This is a genomic window from Stieleria sp. (genome assembly GCF_041595215.1).
Taxonomy (GTDB): Bacteria; Planctomycetota; Planctomycetia; order Pirellulales; family Pirellulaceae; genus Stieleria; species Stieleria magnilauensis.
The window spans coordinates 1-21,858 of the sequence record NZ_JBFHKV010000015.1 but is presented as its reverse complement, the minus strand read 5'-3'; the positions used below and the strand labels follow the sequence as shown (position 1 = coordinate 21,858).

General features: G+C 59.0%; 15 protein-coding genes. 5 read left to right on the top strand and 10 right to left on the bottom strand.

Annotated features, from left to right (window positions below; translation table 11 throughout):
• Positions 1-38: 38 nt before the first annotated feature.
• A complete protein-coding gene (locus ABX749_RS01310; RefSeq protein ID WP_372894416.1) occupies positions 39-2,042 on the bottom strand; it encodes a VWA domain-containing protein in 2,004 nt (667 codons plus the stop codon).
• 518 nt (positions 2,043-2,560) lie between these two features.
• On the opposite strand from ABX749_RS01310, the gene ABX749_RS01305 reads away from it, so the two are divergent.
• The 5 genes from ABX749_RS01305 (at position 2,561) to ABX749_RS01285 (ending at position 8,722) form a co-directional block, all read left to right on the top strand.
• Complete coding sequence (locus ABX749_RS01305) at positions 2,561-3,316, top strand: hypothetical protein (protein ID WP_372894415.1); 756 nt, start codon at positions 2,561-2,563, stop codon at positions 3,314-3,316.
• Positions 3,317-3,368: 52 nt separating this feature from the next.
• Positions 3,369-5,717 (top strand): protein kinase, encoded by a 2,349-nt coding sequence (locus ABX749_RS01300; RefSeq protein ID WP_372894414.1) that lies wholly within the window; start codon positions 3,369-3,371, stop codon positions 5,715-5,717.
• Between the two features lie 289 nt (positions 5,718-6,006).
• A complete protein-coding gene (locus ABX749_RS01295) occupies positions 6,007-7,401 on the top strand; it encodes a hypothetical protein (RefSeq protein WP_372894413.1) in 1,395 nt (464 codons plus the stop codon).
• Positions 7,402-7,444: 43 nt separating this feature from the next.
• A complete protein-coding gene (locus tag ABX749_RS01290) occupies positions 7,445-8,188 on the top strand; it encodes a hypothetical protein (protein WP_372894412.1) in 744 nt (247 codons plus the stop codon).
• Positions 8,189-8,251: 63 nt separating this feature from the next.
• Positions 8,252-8,722, top strand: coding sequence for a hypothetical protein (locus ABX749_RS01285; protein ID WP_372894411.1), 471 nt, complete (start codon positions 8,252-8,254; stop codon positions 8,720-8,722).
• A 53-nt stretch (positions 8,723-8,775) separates the two neighbouring features.
• Here ABX749_RS01285 and ABX749_RS01280 read toward each other — a convergent pair whose 3' ends face one another.
• The 9 genes from ABX749_RS01280 to ABX749_RS01240 form a co-directional block, all read right to left on the bottom strand.
• The gene (locus ABX749_RS01280) at positions 8,776-10,530 is read right to left on the bottom strand and encodes a sulfatase-like hydrolase/transferase (RefSeq protein ID WP_372894410.1); all 1,755 of its coding nucleotides are present in this window, start codon (positions 10,528-10,530) and stop codon (positions 8,776-8,778) included.
• A 248-nt stretch (positions 10,531-10,778) separates the two neighbouring features.
• Entirely contained in the window at positions 10,779-12,149 is a 1,371-nt protein-coding gene (locus ABX749_RS01275; RefSeq protein WP_145207457.1) for an ammonium transporter, read from the bottom strand.
• A gap of 403 nt (positions 12,150-12,552) precedes the next feature.
• Positions 12,553-13,683 carry an HDOD domain-containing protein gene (locus ABX749_RS01270; protein ID WP_372894409.1) on the bottom strand — a complete coding sequence of 377 codons (1,131 nt, stop codon included), beginning with the start codon at positions 13,681-13,683 and terminating at the stop codon, positions 12,553-12,555.
• Entirely contained in the window at positions 13,680-14,501 is an 822-nt protein-coding gene (locus ABX749_RS01265; RefSeq protein WP_372894408.1) for a hypothetical protein, read from the bottom strand. Before ABX749_RS01265 ends, ABX749_RS01270 begins: the two co-directional genes overlap by 4 nt.
• 4 nt (positions 14,502-14,505) lie before the next feature.
• A complete protein-coding gene (locus ABX749_RS01260; RefSeq protein ID WP_372894407.1) occupies positions 14,506-18,066 on the bottom strand; it encodes a glycosyltransferase family 39 protein in 3,561 nt (1,186 codons plus the stop codon).
• Positions 18,063-19,397, bottom strand: a complete 1,335-nt coding sequence (locus ABX749_RS01255; RefSeq protein ID WP_372894406.1) for a hypothetical protein — start codon at positions 19,395-19,397, stop codon at positions 18,063-18,065. The genes ABX749_RS01260 and ABX749_RS01255 overlap by 4 nt, the downstream gene beginning before the upstream one ends.
• A 130-nt stretch (positions 19,398-19,527) precedes the next feature.
• Entirely contained in the window at positions 19,528-21,078 is a 1,551-nt protein-coding gene (locus ABX749_RS01250) for an efflux RND transporter periplasmic adaptor subunit (protein ID WP_372894405.1), read from the bottom strand.
• On the bottom strand, positions 21,075-21,434 hold the full coding sequence (locus ABX749_RS01245; RefSeq protein ID WP_372894404.1) for an Hpt domain-containing protein: 360 nt from the start codon (positions 21,432-21,434) through the stop codon (positions 21,075-21,077). The genes ABX749_RS01250 and ABX749_RS01245 overlap by 4 nt, the downstream gene beginning before the upstream one ends.
• 39 nt (positions 21,435-21,473) lie before the next feature.
• The coding region (locus tag ABX749_RS01240) for a helix-turn-helix domain-containing protein (RefSeq protein WP_372894403.1) at positions 21,474-21,858 on the bottom strand (385 nt) is incomplete at its 5' end.

Sequence of the window (21,858 nt, the reverse complement as noted above, 5' to 3'; positions counted from 1 at the left end):
CGCGGGTCCGATCGCGAAGTGGTGGTTCGGTCGGCGGCCTAGTCGATCGGCCGAACGACCACGCGTTCAAAGCAGATGTTGACTTCGTGCGCGGGACCTCGGCCGTAGGTCTCGGCCGAGCGGTTCCAGGCGTAAAAGCCAAGACGTGGTTGGAATCGCAGCAATGTTTGTTCGCCGATTCGGATCCACGCCCGTTCGTCTTTCTTCTCCGTGGGAGCATAGACCTCGGCGGTGTACTTGCGACCCCTTTTGGTGATCTTGAAAACCAGCGTGACTTGCTTGCCACGAACATGGGAAAGCCATTGACGTGTCCCCGTCCGTTCGTCTCCCAGCACCTTTTCGAATTGCAGTTGTGGGTCGTAGTTGTATCCGCCGCCCCCGAAGGCGGCATGACCCAGGAACAACGCTGATCGATGATCCTGGAACAAGGCGATCCCGACATCACTGTTTTGGTTGGTCAGCCTGGTGGTCGCTTGAACTTCGATTTCGTAGTTTCCTTTCGGTAACTCACGATTGAGCAAGACGAGGTTTTTCAGTGGATCGGATTCGTCTCCGGGAATCCCGTATTGAGAAACGATATTCAGCCCTCGATTGAGTCCCATGTGCATTTCGGACGGATCAAGGATGACGAAGTCGTTTTCGAAGGCCGCGGTGTTGTCGAACACGGTGAAAAAGGCTGCGTCCTCGGGCTGTGTATCAGAAACAGTCCGCTTGAGCACGTTTTCGTGAACCATGAAATGATCAAACGTCGCTGTCGCCTCCGGCCTGTTCTCCCAACCGTTGGCGGCGATCAAAGCGGGATGGGCAGATTCGAAACCTGGGGCCGCTTGGAGCCCCACTTCACGCCACTCCACCTTGCCAGTTTTCGGATCGGCGATTTTCACAAACCCGGTGAAGACGAGTCCCCGTTTGACGATCTTGAGTGTCATTTGGTCCGCGTCCGAAGCGGTGCCGGTTGCGAGCGACGAAGCCACACTGGCGACATGATCCCCAAGAATCTTGCACATCGTGAACTTGCGTTCGATGTTGTTTCCGTAAGGGTGAGCGGAATAGGCCAGTTCGATGACATGATGATCGTCTGCCCTCAGTTGCAACGCCGCCCCTTGGCCGAGTGAAGAGATCGCAAGATCCAAGTCGACGGAGACTTCGTACTCATTGGCGACAATCGGGGCGGTTCGTTGGACGACGTTTTTGGTCTTGTCGGTGTCATGCCAGTCGCCGAGATGGGGACTGTTGTTCTCATCGTCGCTATGTTGTGACACGATCAACAATTCGCCGTCGACCGCCGCGTAGCGTTCGAAATCCGGGCGGATGACCGTCCACTCGTCGCCCAAATCGTCCGAATCGAATCGGTCGACGACAAGCTCTCTTCGTTCCAATTCCTCAACGACCGTCGTCCGCAGTGCCGTGTGGACCATCTCGGGTAACGCTTTCCGCAATTCCGAGGCATCCCGCGCCAACACATACTCTCCCCCGCCGGCTGACGCGATCGAACGCAGTTGCATTTCCTGTTGGCGATCAACGTCGAAACCCACCACGTGGATCTTGATATTGAATCCCGCTTCGCGGAGCATTTTGGCAACCTCAACCGGATCGCCACCACATGTTTCATTGCCATCGGTGACCACGATGACCGACTTTTGCGTCTCGCGTTGGCGGGCCAACAGAACGTCTCGCCCCAGCAACAGCGAGTTTGCGATCGGTGTCGCTCCGAGCGGCTGCAATGCCGCAATCGTCAATTGATATTCGGCTTCGACAAAGGGAGCAATCGGCAGGCGTAATTCGATGTCTTGGCACGCTCCGGCCTGGCGTGACGTCGTTCGGTGTCCGAACAGCATCACACCGACATCGTGATCCCGCAGGGAGGCGGGCAAACCCAGCAGTGCCGATTTGGCGGCATCGATTCGCGAGACTCCGTCCGGAGTCGACTCTTGCATGCTGCCGGAGGAATCGACGATCACCAGGATGTCTGCGGCCCGGGCGCTGGCAATCGGCAGCACGACGATCAGCGTCAAGGCCAGACGCAACAGTTGGTTTTTCATGACTTGGACTCGTGGGTCAAAAACGGTGCGGATCGGGTCAAAAATCCCGTGTTCGTTAGCAATACCGAATGCCGCTTCTGATCCTGCGCCGATTCTCAATAACTTTTTCTGCGGTTTTTGGGATTGAGATGCGCAGGCCCGACTCAGGTTCTCGGTAGCAAGGGTGAGTCGACTCGATCACGTGTGTGACGATCCAATCCCCTGCCACCGAAAACGAAGACACGACGATGCCAACGCCTAAACCTGCCCCCAAGAAGAAGCCGCCAAAGCCGGTCCCCGCGACGAAAGCGACGGCCGCCAAAAAAATTAAAGCCCTGGTTCTGGACGCTAAAAAAGTGGACGAACTGCTGTCTGCGGCCGCGAGCGCCTACGCGATGAACAGCGTCCTGACCATCAGAACCGCAAAAGATGAAGGAATCCTTTGGGGAGCTCTCGATTTTTGGTGTGGTTCCAAGCCAAAGTCACAGACCCAAACTCACGTCGACGTGAACCTTTACCGGACACGACGGAAAGAGGCATTGAAGATCTACTCGCGACGTTTTTTCGAAAAAATGGAAGAAGGCTCCGATGCCGTGTTGTCCTACCTGCGCACCAAGCAACTCGAAATCTTGATCAATCGAAAAGGGATTGCGATGAAGCGGAAACTGGCCAATGCGGTCAACGATGATGTCATCCGTCAATTGAATCTGACCATCAACGCAACCTATGGCGTCCAGACCGCGACCAGTGTTCTGTTTGTCTTCGTTGCCGGAGGAGCGGGACTGACAATCTTGGGGTCGATCGGTGCCGGCATCACGTATTCGGTCGCATGCAGTGTGGCCAAAACGGTCGCCGAGGGAAAAGGTGCCAAGCTTGTTGCATTGTCGATGGTCCCTGCCATGGCATTGGCATCGGCATCCGGAGTCGCCAGTGAGAGTGCCCTGAAAACGTTTGGGAAGGACATCAGCGATGAATTCCTAGAAGCATCCAAGACCGCTCACGAGCGGGCAGCCGAGCGACTCCGCCGCATCCAACGATCTCGCCTGCGAACCGAGCGACAAGGTGCGCTCAACCGTGCCCGGGCCAATGTCGCCAATACCAAGAGCACGCTTCGCAACGTCAAAGTCGCCCGCGCCGGCGCCAAAGGCCTCGCCTCCGCAGTGGGTATACTGTTTATGTTGCCGGAGATCGAGACCGCGCTCAAATTCGATCATGCCCAGCAGCAAGAGTTGCCCCCGTCCAAACGACGACCCGATTTGAGCGGCCACGCGAAGCGACTGGCGGGACGCAAATAGAAGGGGCGCAGATAGGGCGAGAACATGAGCAGCGAACCATGAGCAGCGAACCATGAGCAGCGACCGGCCGATTGATTCGACTGCGGATGCGGCATCTCGCTCGGCCGGCGAGTCGTCTGGCGATGGTGACGCTTCGATCCCCGACCATTTTTTTACCCCAGACCCCGATGGGCTGCCGGGGCCCGATCACGATGACGGAAAGGTCCCCGAACGAATTGGTGACTACGAAGTCATCGGTACGCTCGGCAAGGGCGGGATGGGGATCGTTTATCTGGCGCGTCAAAAGGCGGCCGGACGAACCGTTGCGCTGAAGGTCATCCGACCCGAACACCTTGCCGGAATGACGGCCGAACAGCGCGAACGGGCGTTGACGCGGTTCCGTACCGAAGCCCAAGCGGCGGCACGGTTGGATCACGAGAACATGGTGACGCTGTATGACGTCGGTGAATCCGATGGTCAACAGTTTCTATCGATGCGATACGTGGAAGGAAGAAGTCTCGCGGAAATCCTGCGGTTCGGACCGATCGACAATCAACCTGCGGCCAGTTACATCCGCCAGGTGTGTCGGGCGGTGGGCGAAGCCCATCAGCAGGGCATCTTGCATCGGGATCTGAAGCCTCAGAACATTCTGATTGATGCGAAATCGGATCGTGCGCTGGTGACTGATTTCGGGCTGGCCAAACTGATCGAACAGGAGGACGGGCTGACACGTGATGGCGATGTGATGGGCACGCCACAATACATGTCGCCGGAGCAGGCCCGAGATTCTGCCAGCGTCACCGTCAGGTCCGATGTCTACGCGATCGGCGCGACGCTCTATCACATGCTCACCGCAAGGCCCGTTTTTCAGGCCGCAACGGTGTGGGAGACCCTCCGCCAAGTGATGGATCGCCAGCCGGTTGCACCGAGGCGGTTGAATCCTGCGATCGACTTGGATCTTGATACGATCTGCTTGAAGTGTCTGGAAAAAGACCCGGATCGTCGTTATGCCAGCGCCGGCGCGGTGGCGGACGAACTGGATCGTTACCTGTCCGGAGTTCCGATTCGCGCCCGCCCGATCAGCGCACTGGGCCGATTGACGCGTTGGAGCCGGCGCAATCGGTTGATCGCCGCGAGCGCGGCAACGGCGTTGGCCTGTCTCGTGCTTGCGTTTGTTGCCGTCACGGTCTCGTTGGTGCAGACCCGTTCGGCGTTCAAACGTTCGGAAGAGAGCTTCAAACAGGCGCTCGATGCTGTCAACGACTTCTTCAACACCGTCAGTGAAGAAACGCTGCTCGACCAGCCCGGGCTGAAGCCCCTGCGACATGACTTGATGCGTCAAGCTCTGGAGTACTACAAACGTTTTCTGGTGCAGCGGGCTGACGACCCGACGATCGCCGACCTGATGGGCGTGACGCATTACCGTGTCGGATTAATCACCGCAGAGATTGAGTCCCACGAAGCCGCACTGGAACACTTCGATCGGGCGATCGAAATTCAGCGGCGGCGGGTGGATGACCGACCCGACACTGAAAGCAACTTGCGCGAACTTGCCAATTCCTTCAACGCCAGGGGCGACAGTCTGTTTCACCTTGGTCGCTTGGAATCATCGCTGAATTCCTTTCGCCAATCAAAAAAACTGCGCCAGCGACTCGTCCGCCTCCAGCCCGACGACATCGAATATCGACGACTGTTGGCCAATACCGACATGAATCTCGGCATTGTGTTCAAACGCAGCGGGAATCTCATTGCGGCCTTCGCAGCGTTAGGAGATGCGACTGAATTGCGTGAGCAGTTGTCCATGGAACATCCAGAGGATCCCCGCATCTTGCGTGATGTTGCCAAGGGATACTACGCACTCGGTGGCATCTATGCCCAACACGGCAAGCTCGATTTGGCTCGCTCGAACTATGATCGCGCGGTTGAATCGTTTTCACAGCTCGTGCGGTTGCAACCGGCCATCGATGACCATTATTTGCTCAGCGGCAGCTATTTCGCGCGGGCCGGGCTGCAGGAGTCTTCCGCGGCGATCGATGATTATCGTCGCGCGATGCTCGAGATAGGGCCGATCGCTGCGATCAATCCGAACGTCGACAAGTACCAACTGATGCTTGTCAATTGCGGCGCCGAAATCGCATACCGCTACGAGCAATTGTCAGCGTTGGATGATGCGATCGCGGCACTGCAGACGGCACGCGACACGGCGCTCGATTTGGCACGACGCGACGATCGTTACGCCAGTGAAGTCGCCCGTGTGTTGCTGGAACTGGCGCGACTGGAAACGCACGGGCAACCTGAATCTGCCATGTGGACTCGCTACCAACGGCTCGCCGCGGACGCGTTGGTTGAATTGCCACAGTCTGCGACGCTGACGCAGTTGAAGATGGAAATCGACGCGCGGATCGATTCGCTGGCAAATTAGGCCGCAACGCTGCGAAGCATTTTTTGCGGTAGGGCGCGAGCCCTCCAGTATTTCGGAAACGATGAGGGACCGGAGGGCTTGCGCCCTGCCGCTAACACCTCGTCACACGCGGCGAATCAATGCTTCACAGCGTTGATTAGTCCGGTTGAGCCGGATATGACAGTCGTGGCACCTGAGGTGGATCGAGATCAAGTTGTGTGAGCACGTTTGTCAGCATTCTGAAAAGAATCGTTGCAGTCGTCCCGATAACGTTATGGAAGAGATCTAGCTCCTATGGAAGGGAATCGCCATGCACGGATTGGGGACCAAATGTGTGATCGCCGGACTTTGCGTCTGCATGTCCGTCGAAACATTATTCGCGGCGCAACCGCCCGGCCAACCGGAATCGTCCCCCGCCCGCAGCGTCGGCGGCGATCAAGGCGACTCGGTTTCACCGGGGCCCCCTGCGACACCGGGGCCCCCTGCGACACCGGGGCCCCCTGCCACACCGGGGCCACAGGATCCGGCGCTGCCGCAAGCCGACGCTGATCCGGCGGCGGCGGTGCAATCGCAAACCAGCCCGCCCACACCGGCACCCACCGTCACGCCGCAAGCCGCGTCGCCGTTTGCCGCGTTCGCCCCGACGACTCAGCCCACCAGCATGTTGGATTCGCTGCTGGGGCAATCACGTGCGCTGTCGCGTGGACCGCTGAATCGGTTCGCGAGAACACCGGAGTTCTTTGGCGACAACTTTGTCGGTGGGGACTCCATCGTCGACACCGGTACGTCGATCATCCGGAACGATGTTCCCTTGGCGGCGTCCAGTCGTCGCGCGAAAATTGCGGACCACAACAAGGCTTACCCCGTCGATCGGGCGTTCGTCAATTATCATCACTTTTCCGCCGCACAGAACGTCCGGCGCGCGGGGGCACGGTTGGACGAAAATGCGGTCGATCGATTCACCGTCGGATTTGAAAAGACCTACGATCGCGGACGCTCTTCGGTGGAATTCCGGCTGCCGTTTGCCGAACGATTCACCATCGATGATCCCGACTATCGCCTGGTGGGCGGAAATGTTGGCAACCTTGCGATCATCTTCAAACGATTGATCCATCAGACGCAAACCCGCGCGATCGCGGTCGGTATCGGATTTGACACGCCAACCGGATCCGACGTGCGTGGGGAACTGCCACTTCGAGACATCGATTTCACCGTCAGCAACAACTCGATTCACCTGTTGCCCTACATCGGAGTCGTCGGCGCGCCGGGAGACCTGTTCTATCACATGTCGTTTCAGCTGGATGTGCCGATCAACGGGAACTCCATCGAAACGGACACGGCAGGTCTGATCGAACGGGGCGTATTGGATGAAACTTCCTATTTCTATTTTGATCTTTCCGCAGGATATTGGTTCTTTCGAGACCATTGCCGACGTCAACCGACGTGTAGCCTGACGGGACTGGCAGGCGTCGTCGAGTATCACTTAAACAGCACCCTGGGCGAGGGGGACTTCGTCACACTTGGAAGCGGATTTGCGTCTTTCGGTACCCCGGAAGATCTGGGGGTTTCCAACGTCACCATCGGATTGCATGCGGAATTCGATTACCATACGAAGCTGCGTGTTGGCGGTGCTTTTCCGCTTTCCGAAGAACCCGAGCGATTCTTCGACGGCGAGTTCATGTTGTCGTTGATTCGCCATTTTTGACCGCGTCGCGGTAGCGCGTGCTAAAAGGTTGGCGAGTGGTTCGATGGCCGATGATTCCTTCCGCGATCCGAACTGCTTCCCGACGACGCGCTGGTCCATCGTCCGTCGCGCCGGCGATCGGTTCGACGCCGACCAATCGGCGGCACTTCAAGAACTGCTCACGCGATACTGGTCCGCGCTGAAGACCCATCTCGTCAAGTCGCGTCAGATCCAATCGAGTGACGCAGACGATCTGGTGCAGGGCTTCATCGAGCACAAGATTCTGGAACGCAATCTGCTCTCGGTCGCGGAGCCGTCGCGCGGTCGTTTTCGCAGCCTGTTGGTGCACTCGCTCGATAATTACGCCAAGAATCAACTCGAAAAACGACGAGCCAAAAAGCGTTCGGCCGATCACGCCCTACCGATGCCCGGAAACGACCTCGGCGTCGCCTCGACACCAGACACACGCGCCGACCATGCCTTTGACGTCCAGTGGGCTCGGACAGTCCTCGCCGACGCCTCTGACCGGATGCAGCAAGAATGTCTCGGTAGCAACCGCGAAACGTTGTGGTTGGTTTTTCATGGACGAATCCTGGCACCGATCTACGAGGGTGCCGAACCCATCAGCTATTCCGCACTCGTCGATCGGTTTGCGTTTCGTTCTCCGGCACAAGCGTCCAATGCCTTGATGACCGGAAAGCGAATGTTCGCCCGCTCGTTGCGCTTGGTGATCAGCCAATACGTTCATGACGAACAGGAGATCGAGCAGGAGCTGGCGGAGCTCCAGGACATCGTGTCGCAACCGTAAAGCTGCGTCTTTCCGACCTGACGGCTCGCATCAACACGCCTACGGCCTCGCATCGACAGCCCAATGGACGAACTCATGGAACCCGATCCGGAAACGCTTTCGAAACTCTTTCAACTCGATTCTCATGGCGAACTCTGGCGTCGTGACGAGTACGCTGCGATTTTTCATCACCAATTGCAGGTGAGCCTAGCGGATCTGACCGGTGCGGAGGATCGGGCGGATCAGCCGAACGAATCGGCGTCGATTTCGATCGAGGAATTGCTGGCAGCGGAGCATCCGCCGACACACGCACTGGTCAGCCTCAAACAATTCGCAAAGCTGAGTGGTTCGAGGTCCGATGGCGTGTTGCCGAAACCCGTTTCTGCGGTGATCTACTTGCTGGCCATTGCCAAAGCCCTCCAGTCGACGGGGACACGCATCACGGAGATGGATGACGTCTCCTTGAAAGAGAAACTGACTTGGGCGGCGGACCAACCTTGGCTCGATGATCGCTACCGCTCGCCGCTTCGATCGGTCGCAGAGAAACTGAGCTGAGGTTGCCTATGTGAGTTGGGGTCGAGCGAATTGTTTGGCGGACAACGCACAGGCTACTGCGCATCAATCACCGCGTGTGCCGTTCGATCGCCGACGACGAAGTAACCGAGCGGGTTTTCGTCCTTGTCGGTGATCAACCACACGGCTCCGGGACGCGATTGCTGGGGCTTACGCCAACCGGATTCCAATGTCCCGAACGACTTCGGTTTGCCGTCGCGATCGATCCAGAACACTTTCACCGGTTGGTCGCGGCGATTGGTGAAGATGACGTCGAAACGGTTGCCATCGGGTTTGGATGCCGGCACAGCCGAGTCCGTCGCCGGATGCCACGCAAGCTTCGGCAGCGCCGCGTCACTGGGGGCGACAAACGAGGCAAATTCCGTTGGTGCGAGCGCTCGCATTCGGTCGATCCGTGACGCATGTTGGGGATCTTTGGCAAGATTCGTCCACTCGTATCGGTCGGCGTCGGTGTCGTACAACTCGTGGTCGCCGTTGTCGTACTGGACCAATCGCCAGCGACGACCGCTCAGGCCGTAGTTGCCGGGCCGATTCAGGTGGGTGATTGAGACGTGCGGCCACTCGGTTTGTGCGTTTTCCAGCAGCGGAACAAGCGATGGCGCGTCGTTGGATTCTTTCGGTGGCAACCCGGCCAATTGCGCGAGCGTCGGATACAGAGAAAGCAAGTTCACCGGCGCGTCGCAGACGGTGTTCGCCTTCGTGCCGGCGGGTAAACCTGGCGTCCCCGGCGGAACACGGACAATCAACGGGACGCGGGTGCAAGCTCGCCACGCCGTGTACTTTTGCCAATGCTGCTTTTCACCCAAATGCCAACCGTGGTCGCTCCACAGCACGACGATCGTGTTGTCTCGGTTGGGTCCGCGGCTGAGCGCGTCGAGCACCCGACCGACCATCTCGTCGGCAAACGAAATCGATGCGAGATAGCCCTGCACCGCTTGCTTCCACTGGTCGTGTTTCACGATGTGTTCAAAGTATCGATTGGGTCCGCGCTTCTTTCCCGCCGGTGGCAAGTCGTCCAAGTCGTCGGCGCGGTAGCCCGGCGGCAGCTCAATGCTGTCCAGGGGAAAGCGATCGAAGTATTTCTTGGGGACGAACCAGGGCTCATGCGGCCGATAGATTCCGCACGCCAGGAAGAACGGTTGGTCATGTTGTTTACCCAGTTGCTCGCCAATCCACTGCGACACCAAGTAGTCACCACCGAATTCCTGGTCCGAAACATCCAGCGGTCCCCAGTCGGTTTCTCGGTACTGCCAGGGGCCGCCGACGGGCAGGCTGACGGGGCGTTTATCGGGGTACAGTGTGCGGGGAAACGGGTCTTCGGTTTCCTTTGGCGGGAAATACTGATCCCATGATTGTTGATCGATGAAGTAGTGCAGCAGCTTTCCGGATCCGGCAGACCAATAGCCATGTCGTGAAAAGTACTTGGGCAGCAATTCGGCATCGGGCAACAACTCGCGCATCTTTTGTCCGTTGTCGTACAGCCCTGAGACGTGCGGCGAGATCCCGGTCATGATGGCGGTTCGCGACGGATTGCAAGCCGGCGCGGGGCAGTGGGCGTTGGTGAACAAGACACCGCTTGCGGCCAGCCGGTCGATGTTTGGCGTTTTCGATTGCGGGTGCCCGTCCATGCATCCGATCCAGTCGTTCAGATCATCGACAGCGATGAACAGAACGTTCGGCGGGGAAGCGACACTGCGGGTGGGGACAGCTGCGACGACGATGGCGACAAGCGAGAGTGTCGTGATCAAAAAGCGATGCATCATGGTTTCGTTGGTCCAGTTGAGTGACATCAACTCGTTGGCTCGTCCGCTGTGCCTGTCCGCAGCATCAGTGTAGCGGGGGCGTCGTCGGCGCGGATCGCTCGGGACCACGTTTCCGCTCGACAAACGCAACGAGAGGATTCAAAGCTGGCAGAAGACCAGCCCCATAAAATACCCAGACCCGGGCATGTTAAAACACGCCCGGGTAACTGGGGTCTTCTGGCCCAGGCAAGAGCCGAGAAGTTTCAATAGATCACAACGGTGTCGTTACAGCGGTCTCACGCCGTTTCGAAGCCGTTGTAAGCAGCCATGCCGTGCTCGCTGATGTCCAATCCGAGGGTTTCTTCTTCCAGGCTGACTCGGACACCGAGGGTGACTTTGAGCAGACCGAAGGCGATTGCGGAGAAGGCGAAGGCAAACCCGCCGATGGCCAAGGTGCCGATCAACTGGGTCACGACGCTGTGGCTTGAATCGAGGGAGAAGATGCCGACTGCGACGGTGCCCCAGATGCCGCACACACCGTGAACGGAAATCGCACCGACCGGATCGTCGATCTTGATCTTGTCGAATCCGAGGATCGCGACGACCACCAACAGTCCGGCGATGGCACCGATCACGATCGAGGATCCTTCGCCGACGGTGTCCGCACCGGCCGTGATTCCGACCAGACCAGCCAGAATGCCGTTGAGTGCCATCGACACGTCGGGCTTCTTCAACAACACGTAGGAGGCGACGATCGAGGTGATGGCACCCGATGCGGCCGCAAGGCTGGTCGTAACGAAGACGTACGAGACGGCTTTGGGGTCAGCCGAAAGGGCCGAGCCGCCGTTGAATCCGAACCATCCGAGCCACAACAAGAACACACCGATAACGGCCAAAGGCATGCTGTGACCGACGATCGGCTTGATGCCGCTCTCGGTGTACTTGCCGGTACGCGGGCCGAGGATCAGAACACAGGCCAAGGCTGCGAAGCCACCGAAGGCGTGCACGATGCTGGATCCGGCGAAGTCGTAGAAGCCCATTTGATCCAACCAGCCGCCGCCCCACTTCCAGCTACCGATGATCGGGTAGGCGAAGCCGACCAACAGGGTCGAAAAGAGCATGAAGACGGGAAGTTTGACACGTTCGGCAACTGCACCGGAAACGATCGTTGCGGCGGTCGCCGCGAACATCGCTTGGAAGATGAAGTCACCCCACCAGGTGTAACCGGCGTTGTAGTCCGCGGTCGTCATGCTGACGTCGTTGAGCGATTGCCCGAACCAGCTGCCCATCGCGAAGTAGCCATTGAAGTCGCCGGGGTACATCGCGTTGAAGCCCCACGCGGCGTACAGCAGGATACCCGTGCAAACGATCCAGACGTTTTTGAAGATGATGTTGACGGCGTTCTTCTTTTGCGTCAGACCCGCTTCCAGCGTGGTGAAGCCGAGGTGCATGATGAACACCAGGGCGGCGGAGATGCAAATCCACAAGTTGTTGACCGCGAAGACGGCATAGCCATCCGAAGCGACGTACTCTTCTGAGGAATAGGCGCTCTCTGCAGCGACTTCTTCGGCTTGAGCCAACACCTCGGGAGTGAACGCGGCTCCCAGGCATAACGCCCCGGCAAAAAACAGACCCGTGAGCAATGGTGCTCGCATAAACTTAGACATTCGATTCCAAACCTTCTCGAAATTAGGAAATTTGCTGAGCGGTCCCGGGGGATCGGGGACTCTCACTCACTTGTTCAGCCAGGGATCAGACCGAGACGCCAGAAACTCCTACCTGGGCCATCTTTCACGATGCTCAAGAGTCGAAAGCGTTCTCAATTCTGTGGCATGCACATCGGAGGCACCGAGTTGGCAAGTGGCGGACCAATGTTCAAAGTGTCGGTCCGTTCAGCAGCGCAAGCGGTTTGCTGGCAAGCACTTAAAAAAATCTGAAAAAGGTAGCGAATCATTCAAGCCAGCCAGCGGCACTTTGCCGTGCTTAGTCCCTACGCAGATGTCCCGGCAGGTGCCAGTTTTGTGAGCACTTGTCAGGAGGCCTGATTCCGACTTGAGAGCGGGCGGCCAATCACCCCCACTCAGGAGCGCCGACCGGCGGTCGGTCGACGCCCCGGCGGACCGCTGGCGGCGTTTCGGAGGGGCTGAGCACTTCACGTAAAACGCGGGCCATCGGGCTGTCCGATTCGGTCCGATTGGCCAACGATGCGATCGCCTGACAAGCCTTTGGCGCTAGCCCCCAAACCGACAAGAAATAGGCGGCGACGGAGAAACGATCGACGCCAAACAAGGCTTGCTCGAGCTGCAGCAGTGCTTCGGAATCTGCCCCCGCGGTCTGTCGCGCGTCCACGTAGTCCTCGGCTCCGTGAATCGCGAACTGAACGGCTCCGAAACGATGAAACAGGGCGGCGATCATCGCGGCACTCCGTTCGACTTCGCCCAAACCCTCGCGGCTGGCCGATCGGCCGACGCGGATCGACATCTCGATGCCATCGTCGAGACAGCGTCGGATTTCGCCGGCAACCGCTGGGGGATGGTCCTGGGCCGAATTCAATTCACTGGCGATGAAAATGGCCTTCACCATGTCAAAGCCGACCAGGGTGATCGCTTGGCTGGTTTCGACCACGGGGACGGCGGGAGAGAAGAAGGGCGAGTTGGCCAAACCCAGTAGCCTGGCCCTGGCCATCGGCGACTCGTCGATCAACGCGGCGATGGATCGGGCGGATGATTCCGGGGCGTCGAGCCGTTGCAGCACGCGATGCAGACGCGAGGCGTCGAAGTGTCCGTTCCCAGGGGCCGTCAGCTTGGCGAGCAACCAGCTCCGGCGAATCGGATGACGAAACTCACCGAGGCTGGAGATCAAATGAACCAGCTTCTCGGTCGGGCAGGGTTTGCTGAGGATCTGGTGGGCGACGCCGAAGACCCGCTGAATCTGACGGGTCTCTGACTGTCCCGTCCAGGCGATCCGAATGGTTTCTGGGTGAGCCAGCGAAACGCGCCGCAACAACTCGGGACCGTCCACATCGGGCATGCGAACATCGCTCAAGATGATGTCCGGTGTCGCTTGCTCGACGTGACGCATCGCTTCGGCGGCGCTGCGGCAAAAGGCGAGTTCGCAATCCGGTAACTTCAATCTCAGTTGACGCCGCGTGCTGTTGAGCAACATGGCGTCATCGTCGACGAACAAGAGGCGGAGATTCATCGTGTCTGACTCGACTCGCTGGAAACGGGCCAAACAATCGGCGTCGGCGTGTTGGGACGCTGGAGTCGATCTTCGTACTGTTGCAACAGCTCGTCGAATTCGCTCACGAATTCAACCAGCGTGTCGGGGTCAAGCTTTTGAAGCCCGAGCAGGCGAGCGATCCGCCGGTGCGTGGGAATCGTTTGTCGATCGGGACGGTGCGGCGGCTCGACAACCACCACATCGGCGACACTGAATCCCTCGTAGCTCGATCCGCTGGGCATCGCCAGCAGGTGATCGTGAAAGAGTTCGTAGCGTCGATCGTTTGGATAGACGTTGGATGCATCTCGCAGCACTCGCACCAGATGTGTCGGACTGGAAACCAAGACGACGCGATTGCAGCGGTGCCCGACAAAGCGTTCGCCCGCGGCACGCAGCTCACCGATCGTGTCTTCTGATTCGATGTCCAATTCGATTCGGCTGCGCAAGGACTGTTTGAGTGCATCCCATTGCGATTGGCTGGACACGGCACAGTAGTCCGACCACGGTTTGAATTGCAGCAGTTGATCGAAATGGCTTTCCAGAAACGCCAATGTGTACTCCGCTTCCAAGAGCATCTGTCCGGTCTTGGGTGAGCCGGGAAAGTTGTAGCGTTTGCGTGAGGCTCCGGTGCCAAACACGATCACCGCGGCGTCCATCGTCACGGCCGCCAGCAGCGCTTGCGGAATTCGCCCCATCTGGTTTGGAGCTTCACCCCAAGCAAGACGCCGCCAGTTTTCCGCATGGAGGTTACAACCGTGGACCAGGATCCCGGTCCGGATCGGTTCGATGGATGTCATCAGTTCATTCCTGTAGTCGAAAGGGGCGAAAATGACCGCGTGCGGGGTCCCACAAGTAGACGCTCCAGAGATACGTCCGATATTTCAGTTCGCAGTTTTGCCGCAGGAAGGTTTCGAATCGAGCACCGGGGTATTCCCAACGCATGTTCTTGCCGCGGGTGCGAAATTTCTCTCGGTTCAGCAGGACCCAGATTCGATGGCCTTGGGAGAACTCGCCGATCAATTGGTCCAGGTTGCTGACGACCTCGCCGCCGCCATTGCGATCGACCAAAACGCCATCGCGCATCACGGCAAAGTCGTACAACAGCGGCAAGGCGATGTCGTAATCGCACTTGCCGGCTTCCAGAAAGGCGCAGTGCGTGTGTGGCTCGGTGATGGCGAGGCGATCGCCGGGACGTTTTTGGCTGCGGACCCAGCGGACGGCCGCTGTCGAATCGCCCAAGATCCGCAACTCGTACGAACCAGGAATCCGCCACGGCGACCAACTGGCCAGCGTCACCAGGGCGCAGACGGTGAAGCAAACAGCCAACGTGGATGCGTAGCGGTTTCGATTTTGTTGGGGAGGGTAAACCGCGCTGACAAGCGTCGCCAGCACGCGTTGCATGCCATCGACACACAACAGGATCCAAACCGGAAACAGCCAGTACATGTAGCGCAAACTGACGTTGGTGACCAGCACGTTGGTCATCACAACGCCCGAAATCAGAAACGCCAGCAGGGCGAGTGTGTTGCGATTCTGATCCCGCCATTGCAGGGGCAGCCCCGCCAAAAGAAAGAAACTGGGGACCACGTGCAGTCGCGAATACCCGATGAAGATCGAAAGCAAGTTCATCGGATACCAGAAGTGCGGCTTCACCGCGGCTTCGATCGACGGCGAGACGCCTTCGGTGCGTGTCAGGCACAGCGTTTGAAAGACGACGAAGTCCAATGCGATGCAGGCCACCACCGCCACCGAAATCAGAGCCAGCGTGATGTTCTTGCTCCACCCCAAATCTTTGGCAAAGACCAGGTAACCAAAGATCAAGGACGGTCCCATCGCAACGGTGATTTCTTGGCTGAGTACCGAAACCAAGAACACGATCAGGGTGATGACGCGAAAACGTTGGGATTGGTCGCTGACAAAACCGCGACAAAAACAATACATCGTCAGCAGCGCGAAGAATTGCTGCATCTGGTAGAACCGAATCACGTGCCCGGTAAAGATTTCGAAGGGATGCAGACAAAGCAGCAGCATGCCGAGAAATCCTGCCCAGCGGTTGTCGAGCAAATGCGAACCACACAGATAGAGCAGCCAGGCGGTCGCCACGCTCCAGCCGACCGACTGTAACCGCAAACTCCATAGATTTCCGCCGAACGGCCACGCGATCGCCGCGGTCACGTAGTGAAAAAAGGGACTGCGCGTGTAATAGACATCGTCGGGAACGAAACCCGGCGCCCCGGTTTCCAGGATCGCCAAGACGGCCTGCGTGGAGGCGTACTCATCGTCGTCGAGCGGCTGCAGATCGAGTTTGTAGCCGCGGGCGACCGCTCCGAGTAACAGCACCCAGATGATCAGGTGAAACCAGAGCTTGCTGTCTGGTAAACAGCGAAGGCGAGCGGTCAAGCTGTGGCCGCGTGCGCGCAAGCGGGTCAGCCCGAGTCGCCCGATCGTGTCGGCGGCGGCAACGAAAAACGCAGCTCCGATTGCGAACGGAAACAGGAACGTCCAAAGCGTCCCGTCGATGCACCACAGCACCTCGTGACGCTCCGTCCAGGAACACTCCAGCAGCAACCCCGCGCCGATCGTCACGACGAACGTCAGTAACATGGCGTACATCATCTGGCTGCACGAAAGCCACAGAGGCGTTTCGTCGCGGGCCTCGATCGTGGCTTGATCCGCTGGTGCCCTTCGGCTCAGCTCGATGGCCGATGCGACCGAGAGGATCAACGCGATGCCCAGTCCCACGCAGCAAGCCAGACGCAGCAGGGTTTTGGGCAATACGCGATCGAAGGATTCCGGGTGCAGGGCGATGCCGCGATACTGCATGGCAGGAAACGGTTGCCCCGCCACGGCGGTGCTGCCGAGTCTCTGGACGGGCGCGGGTTGGTGCTGGGAAGCGTCTTGTGTTTCGCTGACAACCTCAGTCGCCATTGCCCGCCATTGTGTTTCGTCCGGAAGGTGGCTGCAGTTGCCGTCGGTCGTCCGGACACCGCCATCGACCGCAATCTGGACAGGCCAATTGGCTTGACCGTGTTCCAAGCAACGGACCTCGATTCGGTTGGTACCTTGATGCAACAGGTTGGCAACGCTGTAGCTCAGATAGCCTCCCACGGCCAAGTCATGCTTGAGCGCGTTGGGCCGGGGAGTCTCGGGAAACAGGTCCGGCGTTTCGGGGGTGCGTCTCGATTCGGCCAACGTTCGCCTTGGTTCAAAGACTCCGGGGGCCTGGGCACGGTTGTAGGTTCGCGTGTAACGAAACGGCGTCAACTGCGGCGAGAAGGGGTTGCGAAATTCACTCAAACCCTTGTCGGCAGTGCGCGGTGATTCAAACCGAGTCCCGATGAACGAAGATCCGACTTCATCGGGATCCAGCAGTTCCGGTCTGGTCGTCGGATCGTGCGCCGAGCCGCGACCAAAGACCCATTGGCCGTTGTCCAGGTCTGGCGGTTTGACCGAAGCGACACGAACGCGAGTGCCGTTGATGTGCAATTCATAGCCGCGATTGGTCAGCAGCCGAAGGTACGCCTCGTCGACTGGACCATCGATTTTCCATTCCGTTTGAAACGTGACGCCGGCTTTGCTCGATGCCGACCGGTGGCGCATCCAGCGGGCCTCGAAAGGACGGGTGTAGATTTCTTCGGGATGAGACCGATAGCCTTCGGTCCGTGGTGCCGCCGCAGCGACCGCGTTTCGCCATGGCTGGTCCCAGTAATAGACTTCCGTCCAATCTAACAACTGGGGGCCGGGAATCGACGGCTCGGCCAGCCAAGTGGGGTCGCTGTGGATCGGAATGATCTGGCCGCTGGAGAGTTGGATTTCGCCGATAAAGGCGACGCGAGCGGGCGCACGCCGTGACTCGATCTCAATCGCGATCACGTTTTTGCCCGGCCGCAGCGACGACGTCAATTCGAAGTAACTGGGTAGACGCCAGGTTTCGTGTCCGTCCCACTGATACTCGCGCGGAAAGTTCAGCGCCATCGCCGGTGCGTGCGTCGAGAGCACCTGGCCTTTTTCACTGGTGCCCGTTTGAAACGGTCGCGTCGGTCGCCAGAGGAAAAGACGGCCGTGGGGATTTCGATTCACGCTCACTTCGAACGCATCGGTTGCGACCAGCTTGATCCAGGCGTGTTTGACGTGGCCGGGCAGATCAAAACGTTTGCGGAAGTAACCCGCATGGGAGGCTGGCCCGGCGGCACGAATCCATTGCTCCGGATATTGGGTCACGCGGAGCGGATGCCGAGTGGTTTCGTGGAACCGTGCTAGTGCGTAACCGACGATCAGCACGAATGCGACCGCGATCGCAATCAACTTTGCCAGCGCCAGACCGGCGCGCGGAGTTTCGGTGTGTTGGCGAAATGCGTTCATGGTCGTTTCGCCTTGCCCTGGGCAGCCCAGATCGCGTCTGCATCCTGTTGCATGCCCGCGGCGACCACCCCATTCTGCTGAACGACGGCACGAAGGATCTTCACGGTGCCGAAATTGAGTTTTTCGCAAACGGTGTACATCCAGCCGCGCATCTCATCGACCGTTTGCGGGCTTGATTCACGAATCCCCTGCAGCTGGATCAGATAAATCAGTTTGACGTCGCAAGGCTGCTGGCGCAACACAAACAAAAAGCGTTCCCGAGACTGTTCGAATCGGGCGCAATTAAAGTCTTGGATCGCGAATCTCAGCACACCCCGAAGTGCCTCACGTTTGATCGCCGGGTCGGCCGATACGCTCAACGGCCGCAAGATCGCAAACGCCTGGTCATACTTGGCGGCGGTTTCCAGCGTTTGGGAGCGTTGCAGCATCGCGTATTCGCTGTCGATTCCCATGCGTTGCTCCAGCACACCGCGTTGGGCCACGTAGTAGGTGTCTTGGCTGAGGATCGGCAAGTAGTCGATGGCCCGCTGAAGGTGCTGTTTGGATGGCTCGAATTCGCGTCGGCTGCAAAGGTTGGATGCCAACTCGATCTCGCGGCTGGCCATGAACGGCAGTGCCCAACCGATGATCCCCGTCGCCATGGCGGTAACGGAAAAGAGAATCAAGGCGGCCCCGGCGCGGAAGAAAACCAATTGACCGTTGCTTTGCAGTGATGCCAGAAACAGCAACGCGGAACCGATGATGGCCATCGCCCAACCACGTCGTGTGAATTGGCAAAACGTGTTGGAGTAGCCGAGCCACAACATCAGGTCTTCACAGCGGTGCAACCCGATTTCCCAGGGTGACCAGGAGGGCAGATTGACGGCCGCCAACTGACGCGACGTGTCGATCACGTACGATTTTGATTTCCATCCACGTCCGGCGAATTCAGCGTTGGCGTAGATGTCCCCGCCCAGCCAGGTCAAATTGTTGTGTTGAGATTGCAACCAAGCCGCGTCGGCGGCAATCACCGGGCTGCGAATCATCACAAAGTAGGGATACATCAGGGGCGTCAGACACAACAAACTGGTCAGCAGGGTGCTGAGGACCGTCCACTGACGTTTCCAGATCCAAGTCGCGGCCACACAGACCATGCCGACGGCCATGATTGCCTGGAACCAGACGGTGCAGGTCGGAGTTCGATCGATGATGTCGGCCGCTGTGAGTGCGCCTTGGGGCGGCGCGATCGGGACGGCAAACCAATCGAGTTTGACGCTCAGCGCCAACGCCGCGAACCCCGCCCAGGCAAGGGCGACGAACAACAATCGATTCAGCGACAGCAACGGCCGCAAGACGCGCCGGAACGCCTGCCGGAACCGCGCCGAGCCTCGTGCAGGTCGGCCGATTGAAGGCCGAGTCGAAGCCTGATTCGCACGCGTTGGGCGTTCGGGTTCGCCGACGCAGCGTTCGTTCGCGCCCTGTTCAGGGGCGGGGCGGCGTTGCATCGTTGCCCACCTCGGCTGGCTTGTTCGACGGTTCTGCGTTCGGTTCCGCATCGGCATTCATCCCGACCAGTCGGATTCGATCCGCAGTGGCATCGTTCGGATGCCCGTTGGATCGGCGAACACCAGGATCCGATCCTTGGATCGCAATTTGATCGCCCGGTTGCAGAACCTGATATCCGTCCGTGATCACCGTTTCTCCTGGTCGGAGTCCGTCACGGATTTCGACAAAGCCATGATCGCGAATCCCCATGACGACGTTGCGTGGTTGGAACGTTTGGCCGTCATCGCCGACGACGAACGCGATGCCACGGTTTCCGGACACCGCGGTCACGGTTCCACGGGGCACCGACAGGGTGTTGCGTTTTTGAATCACGGTGGCGTAGCCGGTCAGACCGGGAACCACGAGATCGTCCGAGGGTTCCAAGGCGACTCGGACGGAGAACGTGGCCGGCCATTCAGGCGCGCCGGTGCCAAGTGGTCGAATGGGGCGATTCGTTTCGGGGCCGCCGAGTGCAAAATTGACGAGCGGGCGAATGCGTTCGATGCTGCCTGGGAAGAGACGGTCCTGATAGGCGCTCAACCTGACTTCGACCGCATCACCGACTTGCACGCGTCCAAGGGCGGTTTGGTCCAAATAGCATTCGAACCATAAACCGCTGGCCAGCAAGACCGCCGGCCGACCCGGGTCCTGGTTGTATTCGCCACTGTGGACCAGCACGCGTTCGACGATGCCGTCGCTGGGGGCGCGCGAGACATAATCGTCAAGTTCTTTCAGACGGTGTTCCAGCGTCAGTTCGGCTTCGCGGATGGCGGATTCGCCAATTTTGATACTGTATTGCCGTCCGGCGGAGGCGGTTTGGGCAGCGATTTCCAGCTCCTGTCGCTCCAGTTCCGCGCGGATGGCCGCAAGTCTGGACGAGGCGAAGTCGGCGGTGCTCATCGCGTTTCGTTCCGCGAGCGACTGGTGCATCTTCATCACTTCTTGAGCCACCAAGGCCTTCTGTTCGGCGGCACGTGAACGAAGCGACAAAATGTCAGAACGCTCTTCTTGCAAGACATTCACCGTACCCAGCCGAACCCGATCGAGTTCGCTGCGGGCCGTTCGCAGGGCCGCTCGGGCGGATTGGATCTTCATTTCAATTCGCGATCGATCCAGTTCGACAATGACGTCACCCTTGCGAACCCGCTGCCCTTCGACGACGTTGACCTTCAAGATGCGAGCCATCGCGATCATCGGAACCTGGATCGGCTCGCTCTGCACCAGTCCTTCGCCGATGAACTTGCCAACGATCTCTCGTCTCTCCACCGCGGCGGATTTGACCGGAAACGCGCCGCCGGATTTTCGGATGATGGACGCATAGCCGAGTTTCGACGTGTACATTCGGGCGATCGGATTCTGATAGGCCGGCCACACGATCAGATAGACCGTGATCAGACAGATCAATGCGGTGGCCGCACACAACGTCAAGGACCAGAGTTGTGGGCGAAGCACGCGATAGACGAATTGCAGACCGGCTTTCATCATCATTCGGTGCTCTTTTCCAGTGGAAGTCGAGTCAGAACGCGAAGTTCGACAAGCAGTTCGTCGATGCCGCGAAGCATTTGGTCGCACGAGGGTTCAATGTCAGTCAAATTGCCGGACTGGGCCTGCGTCTCGACCTGCTTGGCCATCTGTTGAAGCGACGTCGCGCCGAAGTAGCTGACGCGGCTGCGCAACTGATGAAAGATGGTTTCAACCTCCGACGCAGCTTGAGTTTCGATCGCCAGTCGAAGCCGGGCTTCGAGATCGGGCAGAAACTGAACGAACATCGTCGCCAAGTCGGCCAGCAGTTCTTCATCGCCCGCAATCATGGTGTCGAGCGCGATGGAATCAATCAGGGGCATGTGTGTTTCTCGTCGGTCGTTGATGGGAGCGAAGGCCGGTCAGAAGGGGATCTGCAAACGCCGCATTTTGTTGTAGATGCTTTTTTCGCTGATGCCCAAGGTGCGAGCCGTCTTGGCTTTGTTCCCACCGACGGACCGGAGCGTTTGGATGATTGCGTCACGCTCAATTTCCTGAAGCGTTTTGCCGACCAGCGTGTAGGCCGTCTCGGCCGTCTCGGGCGTCGGGGGCACGTCGGGCAGCGGGGGGATGCCTTCGGACAGCCGATCGGGAGGGACAGCGAGCGCGGCTTGCGGCAGTGCGGCTTGCGGCAGTGCGGGTTGCGGCAGTGCGGGTTGCGGCAGTGCGGGTTGCGGCAGTGCGGGTTGCGGCAGTGCGGGTTGCGGCAGTGCGGGTTGCGGCAGCGCGGGTTGCGGCAGTGCGGTT

Bases quoted from the DNA above. Each gene is read 5' to 3' on its own strand.
- ABX749_RS01310 (WP_372894416.1), bottom strand. From the start codon at position 2,042: ATGAAAAACCAACTGTTGCGTCTGGCCTTGACGCTGATCGTCGTGCTG.
- ABX749_RS01300 (WP_372894414.1), top strand. From the start codon at position 3,369: ATGAGCAGCGACCGGCCGATTGATTCGACTGCGGATGCGGCATCTCGC.
- ABX749_RS01295 (WP_372894413.1), top strand. From the start codon at position 6,007: ATGCACGGATTGGGGACCAAATGTGTGATCGCCGGACTTTGCGTCTGC.
- ABX749_RS01290 (WP_372894412.1), top strand. From the start codon at position 7,445: ATGGCCGATGATTCCTTCCGCGATCCGAACTGCTTCCCGACGACGCGC.
- ABX749_RS01285 (WP_372894411.1), top strand. From the start codon at position 8,252: ATGGACGAACTCATGGAACCCGATCCGGAAACGCTTTCGAAACTCTTT.
- ABX749_RS01280 (WP_372894410.1), bottom strand. From the start codon at position 10,530: ATGTCACTCAACTGGACCAACGAAACCATGATGCATCGCTTTTTGATC.
- ABX749_RS01275 (WP_145207457.1), bottom strand. From the start codon at position 12,149: ATGTCTAAGTTTATGCGAGCACCATTGCTCACGGGTCTGTTTTTTGCC.
- ABX749_RS01270 (WP_372894409.1), bottom strand. From the start codon at position 13,683: ATGAATCTCCGCCTCTTGTTCGTCGACGATGACGCCATGTTGCTCAAC.
- ABX749_RS01265 (WP_372894408.1), bottom strand. From the start codon at position 14,501: ATGACATCCATCGAACCGATCCGGACCGGGATCCTGGTCCACGGTTGT.
- ABX749_RS01260 (WP_372894407.1), bottom strand. From the start codon at position 18,066: ATGAACGCATTTCGCCAACACACCGAAACTCCGCGCGCCGGTCTGGCG.
- ABX749_RS01250 (WP_372894405.1), bottom strand. From the start codon at position 21,078: ATGATGATGAAAGCCGGTCTGCAATTCGTCTATCGCGTGCTTCGCCCA.
- ABX749_RS01245 (WP_372894404.1), bottom strand. From the start codon at position 21,434: ATGCCCCTGATTGATTCCATCGCGCTCGACACCATGATTGCGGGCGAT.